This window comes from Caenimonas soli, assembly GCF_013155545.1.
Taxonomy (GTDB): domain Bacteria; phylum Pseudomonadota; class Gammaproteobacteria; order Burkholderiales; family Burkholderiaceae_C; genus Ramlibacter; species Ramlibacter soli.
On sequence record NZ_JABJVV010000015.1, the window covers coordinates 120,335 to 136,975 of the forward strand.

At 60.8% G+C, this 16,641-nt stretch carries 14 protein-coding genes; 8 read left to right on the forward strand and 6 right to left on the reverse strand.

The features are described from left to right. Positions 1 to 109: 109 nt before the first annotated feature. Entirely contained in the window at positions 110 to 871 is a 762-nt protein-coding gene (locus HNE04_RS21400) for an SDR family NAD(P)-dependent oxidoreductase (protein ID WP_172223786.1), read from the reverse strand. Between the two features lie 128 nt (positions 872 to 999). Beyond that, positions 1,000 to 1,881, reverse strand: a complete 882-nt coding sequence (locus HNE04_RS21405; protein ID WP_172223819.1) for a BKACE family enzyme — start codon at positions 1,879 to 1,881, stop codon at positions 1,000 to 1,002. A 744-nt stretch (positions 1,882 to 2,625) separates the two neighbouring features. Here HNE04_RS21405 and HNE04_RS21410 point away from each other — a divergent pair. The 8 genes from HNE04_RS21410 (at position 2,626) to HNE04_RS21440 (ending at position 11,039) form a co-directional block, all read left to right on the forward strand. Next, a complete protein-coding gene (locus tag HNE04_RS21410) occupies positions 2,626 to 3,417 on the forward strand; it encodes an SDR family NAD(P)-dependent oxidoreductase (protein WP_172223788.1) in 792 nt (263 codons plus the stop codon). Between the two features lie 98 nt (positions 3,418 to 3,515). Then, the gene (locus HNE04_RS27890; protein ID WP_207717672.1) at positions 3,516 to 3,770 is read left to right on the forward strand and encodes a hypothetical protein; all 255 of its coding nucleotides are present in this window, start codon (positions 3,516 to 3,518) and stop codon (positions 3,768 to 3,770) included. Continuing rightward, the gene (locus tag HNE04_RS21415; RefSeq protein WP_207717673.1) at positions 3,767 to 4,726 is read left to right on the forward strand and encodes a D-2-hydroxyacid dehydrogenase; all 960 of its coding nucleotides are present in this window, start codon (positions 3,767 to 3,769) and stop codon (positions 4,724 to 4,726) included. Before HNE04_RS27890 ends, HNE04_RS21415 begins: the two co-directional genes overlap by 4 nt. A gap of 16 nt (positions 4,727 to 4,742) precedes the next feature. After that, positions 4,743 to 6,416, forward strand: coding sequence for a long-chain-fatty-acid--CoA ligase (locus HNE04_RS21420; RefSeq protein WP_172223793.1), 1,674 nt, complete (start codon positions 4,743 to 4,745; stop codon positions 6,414 to 6,416). Between the two features lie 10 nt (positions 6,417 to 6,426). Further along, positions 6,427 to 7,206, forward strand: a complete 780-nt coding sequence (locus HNE04_RS21425; protein WP_172223794.1) for an SDR family oxidoreductase — start codon at positions 6,427 to 6,429, stop codon at positions 7,204 to 7,206. Positions 7,207 to 7,461: 255 nt separating this feature from the next. Further along, complete coding sequence (locus HNE04_RS21430) at positions 7,462 to 8,820, forward strand: DUF3422 family protein (RefSeq protein ID WP_172223822.1); 1,359 nt, start codon at positions 7,462 to 7,464, stop codon at positions 8,818 to 8,820. 120 nt (positions 8,821 to 8,940) lie between these two features. After that, the gene (locus tag HNE04_RS21435) at positions 8,941 to 10,059 is read left to right on the forward strand and encodes a M14 family metallopeptidase (RefSeq protein ID WP_172223797.1); all 1,119 of its coding nucleotides are present in this window, start codon (positions 8,941 to 8,943) and stop codon (positions 10,057 to 10,059) included. 251 nt (positions 10,060 to 10,310) lie between these two features. After that, entirely contained in the window at positions 10,311 to 11,039 is a 729-nt protein-coding gene (locus tag HNE04_RS21440; RefSeq protein ID WP_172223799.1) for an SDR family oxidoreductase, read from the forward strand. Positions 11,040 to 12,180: 1,141 nt separating this feature from the next. Here the strand turns inward: HNE04_RS21440 and HNE04_RS21445 are convergent. From HNE04_RS21445 to HNE04_RS21460, 4 genes are all read right to left on the reverse strand, one after another. Beyond that, complete coding sequence (locus tag HNE04_RS21445) at positions 12,181 to 13,074, reverse strand: CmcJ/NvfI family oxidoreductase (protein ID WP_172223802.1); 894 nt, start codon at positions 13,072 to 13,074, stop codon at positions 12,181 to 12,183. 159 nt (positions 13,075 to 13,233) lie between these two features. Continuing rightward, the gene (locus HNE04_RS21450) at positions 13,234 to 14,061 is read right to left on the reverse strand and encodes an ABC transporter permease (protein WP_172223803.1); all 828 of its coding nucleotides are present in this window, start codon (positions 14,059 to 14,061) and stop codon (positions 13,234 to 13,236) included. Positions 14,062 to 14,066: 5 nt separating this feature from the next. Beyond that, a complete protein-coding gene (locus HNE04_RS21455) occupies positions 14,067 to 15,317 on the reverse strand; it encodes an ABC transporter permease (RefSeq protein WP_172223806.1) in 1,251 nt (416 codons plus the stop codon). A 70-nt stretch (positions 15,318 to 15,387) separates the two neighbouring features. Beyond that, positions 15,388 to 16,434: an ABC transporter substrate-binding protein gene (locus HNE04_RS21460; RefSeq protein WP_328700382.1), complete on the reverse strand. Its 1,047-nt coding sequence runs from the start codon at positions 16,432 to 16,434 to the stop codon at positions 15,388 to 15,390. Positions 16,435 to 16,641 lie beyond the last annotated feature (207 nt).

Genomic DNA, 16,641 nt, shown 5'->3' on the forward strand with positions numbered 1-16,641 from the left:
GCCGATGCCATTCCAACGGCAGCGCGGTGTCGATTGATGTGAATTCCGTGTGTACCCAAGAATGTTTTCACTTTGTTGCCTCAGCCCCTAGCGTTGCAGCAGGCTTTCACTAGGAGGTGACCGGAACACACGCGCCGTTGACGCCAGAGGCAAGAGGGCTCGCAAGAAAGCCAACGGTTGCTGCGACCTCACGAACGTCCACGAAGCGATTACTCGGCTGAGCGGCCCGAAAACGCGCAAGAACCTCGTCGGTGTTTACGCCCATGGTTGCGGCCTGAACCTCAAGTTGGCCACGCATCATCGCGGTATCCAACCAGCCCGGTGCGACCGCGTTAACCGTCAGGCCATACGGAGCGCCCTCCAATGCGGCCGTCCGGACGAGACCGAGCACTCCGTGCTTTGCCGCGGTATATGCAGCTTTCTCCCGAGCCCCGCCGAAGCTTGCGGTGGATGCGGTCACCACAACGCGCCCACCGGGTGATTTCGTCAAAGCGGGCCATGCCGCCTTGATGGCGAAGAATGGTCCATTCAGCATCACGTCAAGGAGGCGACTCCATTCGGCATCCGGAAACTGATCGATCGGGGCGACGAACTGACATCCGGCATTCAACACAAGGATGTCGAGACGTCCAGCGGCTGCAAGAACATGGCTGATCATGTCCCGATTCCCGCTCGAAGTGGCAAGGTCCGCGTGGAAGAGACCGTCACCGCCTATGTCCACGCCATGTACGTCCGCACCGCGTTCGCGCAGTTCGGCCACGATAGCTTTTCCAAGCCCTCCTGCCGCTCCCGTTACCAATGCGACGCGCCCCTTCAAGGAGCTTCCTCCCGCAGATTGCGGTTCGCCGCTCTTGTCATCCAACTTGGTCATTCGTTTCTCCTGTTGCACGGTTCTATTCAGCGGTTCTGGTGAACGCGGTTACGCGGCGACTCCCACGAGCGCACGCGTTTCGCTGCGCCGCACCGCTAGCGCGAGCCCAAAGCACTCCATTTGGCGCTTCAGGCCTGAACTTTGAGCTTGAGCTTCTCGCGCACTTCATCTGGGGGCATCACTCGCACACCGATGCGCTCGAGAATCTCAGCCGCTCGCTGCACGAGCTCGGCGTTAGTGGCCAACCGCCCGCGGGAGAGGTACAGGTTATCTTCCAGCCCCACACGCACGTTCGCACCGGCGAGTGGCGCCAGGGCAACATACGGAAGTTGCATCGGTCCAATGGAGAAGGCCGAGTAGATGGCGCGCGGCGGCAGCCGGTTCACCAACGCCATCAGCGTAGTAGGATCGTCCGGCGCGCCGTGGGGAATGCCCATGCACAACTGAATCAGCGGGTGGTCGTCGAGCAGTCCCTCGTTTAACAGCTCGTGGATAATCCACAGGTGTCCGGTATCGAACACTTCCAGCTCAGGACGCACACCGAGTTCTCGTACGCGTGCGGCCATAGCACGCACCATCCCGGCGGTGTGGACCATGACAAGTTCGTCCCTGAGGTTCATCGAACCGCAATCGAGGGAGCAGATCTCGGGGCGCAACTCTTCGACGTGAACGAGCCGTTCGAGCGGGCCCGCCATGTCCGACTCAGCCAACGCCGGAAGCGGAGATTCCCCCCCAGCTAGCACGAGGTTGCTGCCCATCCCCGCGGTCAGGTTGAGTACCACATCCACATCCGACTTCCGAATGCGTCGAACCACTTCGCGATACAGCGCGGGATCTCGGGAGCCATTTTTGGTTTCGGGATCGCGCACGTGGATGTGAACGATCGCCGCGCCGGCCCGCGCTGCCTCGATAGCGGATTCAGCGATCTCCTCGGGGGTGACCGGCACATTCGGTCGTTTGGCCGGCCCACCTCCTGTGACGGCACAGGTAATGAACGCTTCTGAAAGCATGTTCGTCTTCTCCTTTTTTGACAGAGCTGCATATGCTCCAGTCTCGGAACTGATACTAGCGATCTCCTCCATCTGGTAGTAACCGAAATATCCCATGGCTAAGCTGCATTTCTGCGCCAGAGCGGCATTGCGTGAAGGGATTCGCCGCGACCTCGTCTAAGCCCTGGCTGACGTCGATTTTTACGACTTCAGCGAGCGCACTGCGAGCAGTGGTTTTGTGGCAACCTCGCGCAATTCCAGCTCGTGTTTGGTGGCTTTCGAAACGCTGTCCAGGGCCACCAAGATCACACTGTTGAGCAAGTGGATACGCCGATCATCCCGGCCAGGTCCGGCTGGTCAGGATGCAATGAGACTGGGGCGCGATCAGGTGCGAATTCGACGCTAGGTCACGCTCGCCGTGCCTGTCGGCATGGGCCGTGGGCGGCTGACGCGCGGGAGTTCGTGGCCCGTCTGCCGCCGTTGCCGCTGCGGGTGTCTCGTGCACTGAGTGTCGGAGATGGCCTCAGTTCGGCGTTCCCTTCTTTGCTTGCCAGGCACCCCGCATGAGTTTATGCGGGCGAGATGGACCGTAATCGTCATTCACGCGTCGACCATGTTCGGGACATCGCTTAAAAAATCAAGGATTCTCATTTCGCCCGGGCAGACGCAGCATTGCGGCGATATGGCGGCCGACATCGAGCGAAACCGACTCGCGAGCGGCTCTATGCTTCGTCCATCACTTCACGAGCGAGAGGAAAGGTGAACATGGCCAAAGTGGCAATTGTGACCGGATCGGCGACGGGCTTGGGTGCCGCCTGCGCGTTCGAACTGGCGGATCGCGGCTGGAACGTCGCGATCAACTACAGCAAAAGCAAAATTGAGGCCGAGGAAACGTTTTCGAAGGTCAAGTCCAAAGGAGTCGATGCGATTCTGGTGCAGGCAGACGTGGGGAGAGACGCTGATTGCCGCAGGCTGGCGGCGGCAACGTTGGAGAAGTGGGGCCGCATCGACGGCCTCATCAACAACGCTGCGACCACCAAGTTCCAGAAAGAGCGCGATCTCGAGGACGTGACCCCCGAGGACTTCGAGCGCATCATGCGCGTGAACGTCGCCGGCCCCTACATGATGACCCGCGCCGTGTGGCCCACGATGAAGAAGCAGTGGGAAGAGCGCGAGGAGCGCGGTTCGGTCGTTAACATCTCATCCATTGCTGGCGGCACGGGCAATGGCAGTTCGATCCCGTACGTCGCGTCAAAGGGTGGGCTCAACACCATGACGCTTGCACTGGCGCGCTGGCTGGGTCCGGCGGTGCGTGTCAACACGGTTTGTCCGGGCGTCATCCAGGGGCGATGGCTTCTCAACGGGATGGGAGAAGCGGAATACGACAAGTTCAAGGAAAAGATGGCCGAGGTCACCCCGCTTCGCATGGTCGGCACCGCGGAACAGTCCGCCGAGGCCGCCGTATTCTTTCTCACTAGCGCTTCCGGCATTACTGGCGAGATCCTGTTCGTCGATGCGGGCAGCCATCTCGGGTACCTGCCGCTGAAAGGCCGCTAGCCTAGCAACACGCTGAAGTTGGGTACAAGCACGACGAAAGACAGTTTTTTGAATGCCAGTTCGGCGGCCAGTGGCTGCCACGAAAAGGGGGCTTAGATATGGGCGGAGAGCATCAGGAAGGCAATGCAGCACTGGAGGTCACTCGCGGACGTTGCGGGTTCGTGCAAATGCAAGGACTGGCATTTTGCGCCGCCCGGGTTGCGGCGCACCCGAGCGCAACCGCGGCGGCGCACGGCGTGAACACGCTCGACGGCGTGATCGAGAGTTCCCCGCGTTTGAATTCAATGGTCGACAAGTGGGTGCGTCTTGCGAGCAGCCAGCGCATTCATGCACTCGCGCCGGAGGCGCTTTGAAGCCGGCGCCCCCGCTCACTGTCGTCGTCAGCGAAGCCGCTGCCGATGAATATTCGGCGCTGATCCGCAAGCGCTTTCCGGATGTTCGCGTGGTGGATGCGAAGGACGCGGACTCGCTCCAAGCGCACGTGGCGGAGGCAGACGTCTTGCTCGCGCCCCGCGTTCCGGCCGAGGTGTTCGCCAAGGCGCGGCGGCTGCGCTGGTTCCAGTGCAGCAACGCGGGCGTCGACTGGATCCTGCCGATGCGCGAGAGGCTCGGCAAGCTCGTTGTGACGAATGCGCGCGGCGTCCACGGCGACATCATTGCGGACTTTGTGATGACCGGCATGGGTATGCTGCACTGGGATTTCGTGCGGCTGATGCGCGAGCAGTCGCGCAAGGAATGGCGGCCGCGCATGGTGCCCCGGCTTGCGGGGCGGACGCTCGGCATTGTCGGCGTCGGCTCGATTGGCACCGCCATCGCTCGGCGCGCCGAGAGCGCCGGCATGACGGTCATAGGCACGAAGCGCGACGTCTCCGAGCCGGTACCCTTCGTCGACAGGCTGCTGCCGACGACCGCACTCGACGAGCTGCTTCGACTCTCCGATTTCGTCGTCCTCGCGGTTCCGCACACTCCTGAGACGACTCGGCTCATCGGCCACGAGCAGCTTCACCGGATGCGCCCCAGCGCCTTCCTCGTGAACATCGCGCGCGGCTCGGTGGTGGTAGAAAGCGACCTAATCGAGGCACTGCGTTCAGGTACGATCGCGGGAGCCCTGCTCGACGTGTTTGAGCGAGAACCACTCCCGCCGGACAGCCCGCTGTGGACGTTGCCGAACGTCATCGTCAGCCCTCACATCTCCGGTTACCCGGACGACTACACGGCGCAGGTCTTCGAGATCTTCGCCGAAAACCTGCAACGGTTTCTCGAGGAAAAACCGCTACGCAATGTCGTCGACCTGCAGCGCGGCTACTAGCTCGACGGGAGGGATGATGACCGCACGTCAAGGAGCGCTGCACTTCCGTCAATGGCCAAAAGGCGTGGCCAAGGGGCTTGTCGTGCCGCGCGCGACGCTCGTTGAGTACTTGGAAACGGCGGCGAAGCATTATCCGGACAAGCCCGCGATCGTGTATGCAGGGGCCACGACGACGTATTCGCGACTGATGGCGCGGGTGGATGCGCTCGCCGCGTTCCTCCAGCGGCAGTTGAACGTCCGCCCTGGGGACCGGGTGCTAATCGCTAGCCAGAACTGCCCGCAATTCGTCATGGCGTACTACGCCATCTTGCGCGCTCAAGCCGTGGTCGTGACCATCAATCCGATGAGCAAGGCCAGTGAGATGCGCTACTACGCGGCGGACAGCGGCGCGCGGGTCGCGTTCGTCGCGCAGGATCTGCTCCAAGAGGCGCCGCTCGATTTGCTCGATGGTGTCATCGTGCACGCGTACTCCGAAGCGATCGCGCTAAAGGACGACCAGCCCGATTGGGTGGTCGAGCCGCGACGGCCTCATACGGGGCCGAAGCTGCATTTCTTCGAGGAGATCGCGGCGACAGAGGGCGTGCCGACGGGCGAGCCCCGGCACGAAGACTTCGCCGTGATGCTCTACACCTCCGGCACCACCGGCCAGCCGAAGGGTTGCATGCTTGCGCATTCAAACCTCGTCGCGGCGATCGCTTCGTCGGTGGTCTGGAAGGGCCTGCACGCCGAATCGGTATTCCTCACCGTCGCGCCGCTGTTCCACATCATGGGCATGCAGAACACGATGAATATCCCCGTCCTGCTCGGTGCGACCGCTGTCATGATGCCGCGTTGGAATGCGCAGGCGGCTGCACGCCTCATCGAAGAACATCGCGTCAGCACGTGGACCGCCGCACCCGCGATGGTGTTGGACCTGTTCTCCGCCCCCGAGGCGTCCGCGCGTGACTTATCGAGCCTCACTTTCCTCGGCGGCGGCGGCGCAGCGATGCCGGAACCTGTGGCGGCGATGCTTGCGAAGCGTTACGGCCTCACATTCGTCGAGTCCTATGGCCTGTCCGAAACGGCTTCATTCCTCCACTGCAACCCAATCGGACGCACCAAACGGCAGTGCCTGGGCATCCCGGCGCAGGGTGTGGACTCGCGCATCGTCGACCCGGAGACGCTCGAAGAGTTGCCCGTCGGAGCGGTGGGCGAGCTGATCACTCACGGCGCGCAGGTGATGCTGGGCTACTGGAACAAGCCCGAAGCGAACGCCGAGTCGTTTGTCGAAATCGAGGGCAAGCGGTTCTTCCGTACTGGCGATCTCGCTGCGATGGACGAGGAGGGCTATTTCTTCATGCGCGATCGCCTCAAGCGCATGATCAATGCCGCGGGCTACAAGGTCTGGCCGGCAGAAGTCGAAAGCACGATGTATGCGCATCCCGCGATCCACGAGGCGTGTGTGATCGCAGTGCCCGATGCGAAGCGCGGCGAGACGGTGAAGGCGCTCGTCGTGCTGAAACCCGCATATCGCGGCCAGGTCACGGAGCAGCAGATCATCGATTGGTCGCGTGAGCGCATGGCCGCCTACAAGGCGCCGCGGATCGTGGAGTTTGTCGAGCAGCTTCCGAGGTCCGGCACGGGCAAGATTCAGTGGCGCGAGCTGCAGGAGCAGCACCGGCAAGCGTCCGCGGCGATGGGTACTTCCTGAAGGAGACATCTTGGAAATTTGTGGCAAGGTCGCCATCGTCACAGGCGGCGGCAACGGCATAGGCGCCGCCGCGGCCGGCCGTTTCGCTCAGGAAGGCGCGCGCGCCGTGGTCGTCTCCGATCTCGACATGGAAAACGCACAGCGCGTGGCGTCCGAGATCGGCGGGTTCGCCATGAAATGCGACGTGAGCCGCGAGGCCGAAATCCAGGCGCTCGTGGCCCAGACGAAAGATCGGTTCGGGCAAGTCGACATCTTCTTTTCGAACGCCGGCATCATCGGGACCCGCGGAGGCATCGAGCTGGATGACGCGATCTGGCAAAGGATGTGGGAAGTTCACGCCATGGCACACGTATGGGCTGCGCGCGCGGTGGTGCCCGGCATGGTGGAGCGCGGCGAAGGCTACTTCGTGATCACTGCTTCGGCCGCGGGGCTGCTCAACATCGTCGAGTGCCCGCCGTACGCCGTCACGAAGCACGCGGCAGTCGGTTTCGCTGAGTGGCTGCGCATCGCGTACGGGCGCCGCGGCGTGCGTGTGTCGTGCCTGTGTCCGCAGTCAGTTGCCACATCTCCCATCCTTGCAGGAAGAGGGTCGGCGGCCGTGGATGGCGTCCTGACTGCCGACCAGGTCGCAGAGAGTATCGTGCGGGGAATGCTCGGGGAGGAATTCCTGATACTCCCGCATCCAGAAGTCGCGAACTACTTCTTGGACAAAGCCCAGGACTACGATCGCTGGCTCGGGGGTATGCAGAAGCTGCATACCCGGTACGTGGAGAACAAGGGCATCACATAACCAAACTGCGACAGGCTTGCGGATCATTCTGCAGACCAATTAATTGAAAGGACAGTGATGCTGATTGGTGAAACGCCAGGCGAAATCCCTAAGGCGCCAAACGATAGCCGGGAGCCGAAGCCCAAAATTCCCATTGGACCGCTTGACGTGTGAGTGGCGTGGCTGCCGCGCCGCCGATCATGAGCGTTCAATTGGGGGAAGGGTGCCTGTTGTCGCCGAGGCAATTTTCGCTGTGATGGAGCTGTGATGTTGCGAATGCCGTGGAGTCATATTTCCATTCGCGACGGAAGCAGCCAGATAAGCGAATCCAGTGGGCACCCACAACGGGCGGTGCTGCACAATGAAATTCACGCGCGGCCGCTGGATGCAATGACCGCGCCGACAGCGATCTCGCACGTAGTGATGCTGTGCGACGCTGCTCAACGCGAAGCAAGTCGTCAGCATCTGGCGGCTTTGTTGCGCGACTTTCATCTCCCTGGGCCGGACGCCGACTCCGCTCATCTGTGCATCAATGTGGGCTCGGTCCGCATCCGATGGGAACTGCACACGGAATTCGTGACCTGGAGTTTTTCCCGGACCTTCGATGGGCCTGGTTTCGACGAGCGCGCACCTCCAACGGGGCTCGAGGCGGCGCCTCAGGACTGGTTGGCGGCACTGCCCGGACAGCTTCTTTCCGCACTTCACCTATGGTTGCTCTCCTCAAAGGAGTTCGGCAGCGGCACGTTGGTGAAGCACGTGCTGGAGGAAGACGCGCTCCTCGGAGCCACAGTGGCCGACGGGTTCGGCGAGGTCTACACCGATTTGACCATACATGCCGACGGTTTCGCGCGCATGGTTCTGCTGGCTGGAGGCATGACAGCGCGTCGGCTAGGTCGGCTCGTGCAGCAGCTGATCGAGATCGAGACCTACCGCATGGCAGCCCTGCTCGGATTACCCGTAGCACGCGAGAGCGCAGTAGTGCTCGCGTCGGCGGAGCGCGAGCTGGCCGAACTTGCGGAAGCGGTTTGCCTGGCGGATTCAAACGAGGAGCCGCGGCTGCTCGATCGCCTGACGAAGCTTGCGGGCGAAGTCGAGAGCCGGTACGCGGCCACGCATTCTCGGTTTTCGGCAAGCGCCGCTTACTTTGAGCTTGTCGATCGCCGAATCGACGATATCGGCGAGTCGCGCCTTGCGGGATTGCAGACCATTGGGGAGTTCATGAAGCGTCGCCTGTCGCCGGCGCGCTCAACCTGCGCGTGGGTCGCGCGGCGTCAGGACGCGCTCTCCCAACGCGTATCCCGAATCAGCAACTTGCTTCGCACACGGGTGGAGATTGAGCAGCAGCAAAGTAGCCGACACTTGCTCGCGGCGATGAACCGCAGACAGGGGGTACAACTCAAGCTGCATGCGACGGTGGAGGGCCTGTCGGTTGCCGCGATCACCTACTACACCGTCGGCCTCATCAACTACGTCGCCAAGGGAATACTTCACCCCCTCGGCAGCCGACTGAGCGCCGAGTCCATCGCAGCATTCGCAATCCCGATAGTCGCGCTCAGCGTGTGGTTTTTGTTGCGCCGGCTGCACCATACGCTCTTCCATCGCGCCGAGTGTCTTGATGAGCCAGAATGGCAATGAGGCCGTAAGAGAGATTCGACGCACGGGGGTTGTCAGAATTGCGTTCGAACGCTGGATTTCGGCGTCGTTGCGCATCCAGTTGCACTGAACCGTTGCACGAGTGTGCATACAGTTTCGACCATGAACCTCGAATCCGCACAGCAAGTTGCTACAACTGCCTTTTCCGCAAGCTACTGCGAAGCTCGCCGGAAATTCCTTGCAGCAGCGGCGGAGTCGCGCCCCTACGAGTCCAGCTTCAAGGGCCCCTCGGGAGAATCCCTGTTCACCGACGTAGCCTGGTACGGGCCGCAAGACGCCAAGAAGGTCTTGGTACTCGTGTCGGGTACGCACGGCGTGGAAGGCTACTGCGGCTCGGCGAGTCAGCTCCTGTTCCTCCAGGCCGGCTTCCAGAAAGGGCTGACGCCGTCCTGCGCCGTGCTCGTTGTTCATGCGCTCAACTGCTACGGCTTCGCGTGGGATCGGCGGGTGACCGCAGAAGGGGTCGATCTCAACCGGAACTTCGTCGACTTTTCCAAGCCAATTCCCTGCAACACGCGCTACGAGGAGCTGGACGAACTGCTGGTTACCCGCGAGATTTCTGACGAGGCGATTCGCGACGCGGAGGCCGCCATTAAGCAGTACCAGAACAAGAATGGCGAGCAGGCATTCCTGCAAGGCGTGGTCAGTGGGCAATACACCCGGCCCGGCGGCTTGTTCTACGGCGGGACGGAGCCCACCGAAGCGCGTCGCACGCTCGAGCAGGTCGTTAAGGACTACGACATCGTATCGCGCGAACAGGTCATCATTGTCGACTACCACACGGGCCTTGGCCCTTACGGCTACGGCGAATTGCAATGCGAGGAAACGTCCGGGACCGATGGCTATGAGCGTGCCGTGAAGATCTTCGGCAGCTCCGTGACCTCGCCGCTCGTGGGTACCTCGTCATCGGCTCCCATCCCGGGCAGCGTAGACGCCTACTGGGAACGTCTTTTGGGCGATCGCCACGTGTACATCGCACTCGAATACGGGACCTACCCGCGCCCGCGTGCCCGTCTTCAACTGCGAAAGGACCACTGGTTGTTCAAGTATCGGCCGGACGCCATCGATTCCGAACTGGGTCGCCAAATCCGCAAAGAGGGCCGGGCACACTACTACCCGGAATTCACGGACTGGAAGGAAATGGTCGCCTGGAGATCGCACCAAGTCCATCGGCAGGCAATCGAGGCGTTCGCGTCGAGTGAATGGCTAGATCGATGCTGATTCTTGGTAACCCTCGTCATCAAAACTGTACCTTTTCGCAAGCCGAGTACGACCGTTAGCTGAAGAAGGAGTTTGCGTGCAAGTTGGCCGGTAATTGTCGGTGCCGCGGGCCGCCCCAACCAAGCAGTGAAATCCGGCATGAAGCAGGTTTCTCTTGCAGAAATTCCGCGCAACTGCACCCCGATTCGCGACATGCTATCCATGCGTCGCGCTTATGCTTAAGCATATTTTTTTTGAGAAGGCTTCACGCGATGACCACAGTCCTGATCACTGGCGCGAACCGGGGTGTCGGTCTTGCCCTCGCGAGGCAGTATGCCGATAGTGGGACCCAGGTGATTGCCTGCTGCCGCGAGCCGGCAAGGGCCGACGAGCTGAACAAGATGACTGCGGCGTCCGGTGGCCGCGTGCGGATCCTACCGCTCGACATCGGAAACGAAGCTTCGATCAACGTCGTTAAGCGCGTGCTGAATCATGAGCCGATCGACATCGTGCTTCACAACGCGGGGATCAATGGCAGTCCCAAACCCCAGACGGCCTACGAGATCGATAGCGACAACTGGATTCAGTGCATGCGCGTGAATGCGCTCGGGCCCATGCTCCTCTCGCAGGCACTCTTGACCAACCTGAAGGCCGGCCATGACAAGAAGCTGGTCGCCATTAGCAGTTCCTATGGTTCGATCAGCAAGGATTGGCCGAAAGCCGTCAACGCCCACGAGAGATACGCTTACCGCGCCTCCAAAGCGGCCCTCAACATGGGCATGCGTTCGCTATCGCGTGACTGGGGGGAGTACGGTGTGGTTGTCGCCATCTTGGACCCCGGCTGGGTGCGAACCGACATGGCAGGTCAGGGCGCGATCGACTCGCCAACCTCGATCTCTCCCGAAGAAAGCGCGGCAGGCATCATCAAGCGGATCGGTCAGCTCACGCCGGAGATCAGCGGCGCGTTCACTCGGTTCTCGGGCGAGACGATCCCCTGGTGAAGCGTTCCTAGCTGAGCCGTCGTTTCTTAGAGATGCCGGCAGCTGTTCGTATCGATCACAGTGAGAGGTTAGGTCGGCTATCCGGTTGATCTGCCACTCCGTGGCTACACCGTCGCCACTGTTGGGTCTCTTCCCCATCTGCACAAGCATCTTCCCGAAGTCTCCACCCCCTCAACATCTCGACGAAAGCGAGTGGAAGGTTGACCTTGGCGGATGTTCTCGAGCTATTTGATGTGACCCGAAGCGACGGTTGGCGCCGTTTCCGCGAGCATCGCGTCGTGCTGACTCTCTACGTATTCATTGGCCAAGAGATTCGTGACAGTGACGCCGCCCGCGCTGCCGCGCGTCGGTGTTCGCAGCGACCACGCGTTTTGACCGGTTCATCACCATAGTGACTGATCAGGCCGCAGAGCGTCATACGTAAGCCCAGATTGAAGGGGGAGGGCTGCTTCGAATACCTTCCTACCGACATTTTCGAAATTGACGTCGATGCCCGTCGGACACGCCGTCTCCAGGTTTCGCAGAGCTCGGCAAAAGGTAGGATATCCAGTTGTCGAAACGCAGAGCGTCCGTCACGAAGCGGCACGTTCGCCCGTGATGCACGGTACGCACGCACTACGCAGCCGCGCTAGCTGCCCCGCGATCGGGGGCCGACACCCGCTGGACGCTGCAGAGACGACAACCGTGTCGCCGGTGGCTTTGGGTCACAATGGACGATCCTTCGGTATACGCTGTGAGCCTCAGCATTCCGAGCAAGCCGATGGCATCGGTGCCCTGCTCCGGGTCGAGCTTTCGAGAAATCATGTACGCGGGACCCGGCACGCCCTCACCCATGAGGCCGTACTCGGGCCACACATTGGTATTGAACACGAAATCGCCCGGAGCGAATCTCGCCATGCGACTCTTGACGACCTGCGGCATCGTACGAGCGTGGCATGCGCTGCCCGGGAACTGGGTTCCGCGGCGCTTATAGTTCCACTTTTAGGACTATTGAAACGTAGATGGTCCGAGTGACTGTGGTCCGAGTGAGTGCCTGCCCCTCGCCGGTGAAGGGATTGGCCGTTCTCGAAGCGTGAAAGGTGTCCTTGCCTGACAGGCGAAGAGGAGCCTGGCCGAGAGCGTCCAGTGGCGCCCTAGCCGCTCATTCATAGTAGACAAAGAACCTCGTCTCAACACTCTCGCGGGGCTTTGCATCGGGATACGTACGACGGTTGTCGAATGCCGAGTGAGGTGCCCACGGTTTGTAGTGCATCTCGGAGTCATAGCCCTTGAACAGATACAACTCGTCCGGCTTCATGTCGGGCAAGTAGTACCAACGCTGAGCTGGGTTGTAGCGAGGAAGCGAAATCCTGATGCTGGTTCCGTACTTGATCTGGGGCGCTTCGACCAGATCCGTCTCTGAAATGGAGGAGGCATCGCAGAACGCCAGAGGGAAGTCTTGCGGAGGCGGCGAAAGAACGCGCCAAGTTTGAATGATCATCAAGCGGGAATATGCCCGAATCTCATTGCCCTGAACTTGGTTGTCGCGCGCCGCAACCTGAGGACCGGCGACAGGAGAGTAATCACAGTGTGCGTAACTGGCGCCGAACTTTCTTATCGCACGTTTCCCCGCATCCGTCTGATCCGTACCATCCGTCGTCGGGCCGCGAAAAAAGGCCCCCCCGAGAGAACGAAGACTGACGCCGCCCAGGTCCGAGGTCGTGACCCACGACGCTTTGAAATAGTCCTTGATGAACGGAGTCATTTCGTCCAAATACCTCCTCTTGAAGATCTCCGGATCCCGTTCGACCAAGCAGGATACTTTGTGCTGAATGAGCGTGAAGCCTTCCTTGTCAAGCGATAGCCCATCCACGATTGGACGTGCATCGCGAATGGTGACCTCGTAATCGGCGAAGGGAATTTCGTATCCGTAAGGCGCAACGCTTGCCGGAGCTCTGTCGCCGAGTGCGGGTTCAGCAAAGCTAATTCGACCTTGCACGCAAGCCAAATGCTCTCGGCTTGGTGCGGCCGCTGAGATTCGTTGTGCATTTTCCATTCTGCTCTTCCTTTCATTTGAGTGAATTCGATGAGACCGTCGAAACCAAGAGACGTCCCGATTGAAGAAAGTCTGCAACCGCAAAACGCATTGCTCGATCTGCGACGCGAGCCCATCGCGCGCGTCCACGCATGCGAAGTAAGGGAATCGCGGATCTCCTCAAGGGCGGATGCCGCGCAGTCGCTCTGAACGCCGACGCAACAGTTCGACCGTCGCCAACATGACGACGGAGAACACGACCAGGACGGTGGCAGCTGCAGTGATGGTCGGACTTATTTCCTCCCGGATGCCGGAAAACATCGCCCTCGGCAAGGTTCGTTGTTCCACGCTGGCTACGAAGAGGGCGACAACCACATCGTCGAAAGAGGTGAGGAAGGCGAAGAGCGCACCGGAGATCATGCCTGGCAGGATGAGCGGCAGGACGACCTTGAAAAAGATCGTGGTCGGCGGCGCGCCCAGCCCGGCAGCGGCGCGGGTCAGCGAGTGGTCGAAACCCTGAAGGGTTGCGGTCACAGTGATGACGACGAACGGAGTGGCCAGTGTCGTGTGCGCCAAGATCAGCCCGGTGTACGTGCTCAGCAACCCGACATCCGCATAGAAGAAATACACGCCGATCGCCGTGATCACGACAGGCACAATCATGGGCGAGATCAGCAAGCCCATCACCGCCGTTCGCCAGGGGAAGTTTGGTCGGCTCAGTCCGAGCGCGGCAAGGGTGCCCAAGACGGTCGACAGCAGCGTGACGGATAGCGCGATGAAAATAGAATTGTGCAGCGCGCCCTGCCATCGGTCGGTGAGAAAAAACTCTCGATACCAGCGCAGCGAGAGCCCAGGCATGGGGTAGCTGAAGAACGGCTCAGAATTGAACGAGAGCGGGATGATCACGAGGATCGGTGCGATCAGGAACAGCAGGATTGCCGCGCAGATCAGCCGATGGACGTAGTACCAGATCTTTTCGATCGCAAATGCATAGGCGGGACTGGTCATAACGTTTACCCCATCTTGAGCCGGTCGACGCCGACCAGCTTGTTGAAAACATAGTAGAGCAGCAGCGTCGCGGTGAGCAGGATGGCGCCGAGCGCCGAGGCCATGCCCCAATTCAGCTCCTCGTTCGTGTACAGGGCGACGAAATAGCTGACCATCTGGTCGCCCGCCCCCCCAACGAGTGCTGGCGTAATGTAGTAGCCAAGGCACAGAATGAAGGTCAAAAGGCAACCGGCGGCGATTCCGGGAAGCGTTTGGGGAAAGTAGACTTTCCAGAACGCATAAAATGGCCCGGCCCCAAGCGAGCGGGCAGCCCGGACATGGCTGGGTGGGATTGTCCTCATCACGCTGTAGATCGGCATGAGCATGAACGGCAGCTGGATGTGGGTCATGGCCACCACCGTGCCGATCCGGTTGTAAATGAGCTCGGCCGGCTGCGAGATGATGTGCAGCCCCATCAGCAAGTCATTGACCAAGCCGTGCTGCTGCAGTAGGACGACCCAGGCAATGGTGCGCACCAACACCGAGGTCCAAAGCGGTAGCAGGACCATGATCATCAGCAGGTTGCTGGTCCGAAGCGGCAATGTCGCCAGGAGATAGGCCACCGGGAAAGCCAGCAGCAGAGTCGCCGCGGTCACGCCGAGACTGATGCCGAGCGTACGCAGGAAGACGTCACGGAAAATCGCATTCTCCGACGGAGAGGCGACAATCCGGCTGTCGGGGCCATACTGAAGATCAACCGAACGAAGCAGGTAAAAGGCAGTATAGGCCGACGTTCCCCGCTTGAGCAGGCTCCAGACGTCGTGCCGCGCCCAGAGCGGATTGATGTCGATCAGCGCTTCTTTGTAGGGGCCGGTTTCAAGCTCGTTAACTTTTCGGGCACTCAACGTGATATGGCTGTTGACCCCGGGTAGCTCATAATTTACTCGCTTGGCGATCGATCCTATGGTTTTTTTTGCCACAGCTTGCTTGAGGTCTCCGGCCAGAGCGGCATAGGCCCGCTCGTCGGGCAGGTCCTTTCCGTCCCAAGCGCTAAGCGCCGCCGTTGTTCGCGGCATCAGGGTCAGCAGCGTATCGTCGTGAACCGCGTTGAACATCATCTTGCCGATCGGCAAGATGAAAGCGACGAGAATGAACAGCAGAAGCGGCAGGACGAGGGTAACGGCCCTCAGCTTCCGCCGGCGCTCAACCCGCTGCAGCCTGATGCGCAGCGGAATCTCCGCGGGCACGTTGCCGAATTGTGCGGCCGTAATTGACATTGCCTTCTTCCCTTCGAATTGACTGTTCAAGTTGAGAACGACGAAGCTCCGCGTCGAGCGGTGAACTTCTCTACTTCGCGAGCCAGGCGTTGAAGCGCTGGCGCAGCTCGTCACCCTTCTCAGCCCAGAAGCCTGCGTCTCTCAGCAGAGCATTGGCCATGTGGTCGAGCGCAGTCGGAAGGTAGGGCAGGATTGCCGGATCGACGAGCGCCATTGCGTCTTTGTTAGCCGGCGCGTAGGGCAAGGAGGCACTCAGGCGGGCTTGCGGCTGGGGTGTGGCGGCGAAGGTGAGAAACTTGTAGGCGGCGTCCAGGCGTGGACTGCCCTTGGGAATAGTCCATATACCCGGCTCCTGGTGCTGGGCATCCCACATGATCTCGAAGGTCTTGCCCGAGTTCTTGACGGCATCGTAGATGCGGCCGTGCGGCGTCGAGGTCATGACGACCTGACCATCAGCGAGAAGCTGCGTTGGCTGGGCGTTACTCTGATACCAGACGATGTCCTTTTTGATCGTGTCGAGCTTCTTGAAGGCACGGTCCACACCCTCGGGCGTGTTGAGCACCTTGTAAACGTCCTTGACTGCGACGCCATCGGCGATCAGCGCCCATTCCAGAGCTTTGTCAGGAACCTTTTTTAGCCCACGCTTGCCTGGAAACTTCTGCGTGTCAAAGAAGTCGGCGATGGTCTTCGGCGGGTTCGGCAGCTTGCTCTTGTCATAGGCGATAACAAAGCTAGAGATGACGTAGGGCACCCCACAGTCCTGCTTGTCGCTCCAAGTCAACTTGGACCGGTCGATGCCCAGCTTCTTCCAGTCGATCATCTCCACAAGGCCCTCGGCGCACAGCAACATGGCCGAGTCCAGGGCCGTGTCGACCACGTCCCAGGTCACGGTCTTGGATTTGACCATGGCACGGAGCTTGGCAACCTCGCCGTTGTACTCGTCTTCTGTGATCTTGACGCCGGTGGCCTTCATGAAGGGCTCGAAATACGCCTTGCGAACACTTGCCTGGTAGGCGCCGCCGAATGAAGTGACCGTCAGCTGGTCGGCCGCGAAAGCAGGCCCCACCGGCATCAACGCAACCGCTGCAAGGCTGGCTGCTGCGCTGACGACATTCACGAATGATTTCATCATCTTGGCTCTCCATGTGTGCCGTCCGAAAGCCGGTTGCGGCGTTGAGAAATAGCAGCGGTCGCGCCGCTAGGGTGGTGAGATTTCCGAGGCGTTCGACGCATCGAGAGCACGACAATCCTGCGTCTCCCAGCCGACGGTGATGGCCGCACCGGGCTTGATTTGCGGTACACCTGCCGAGTTCGGCAGCTTGAC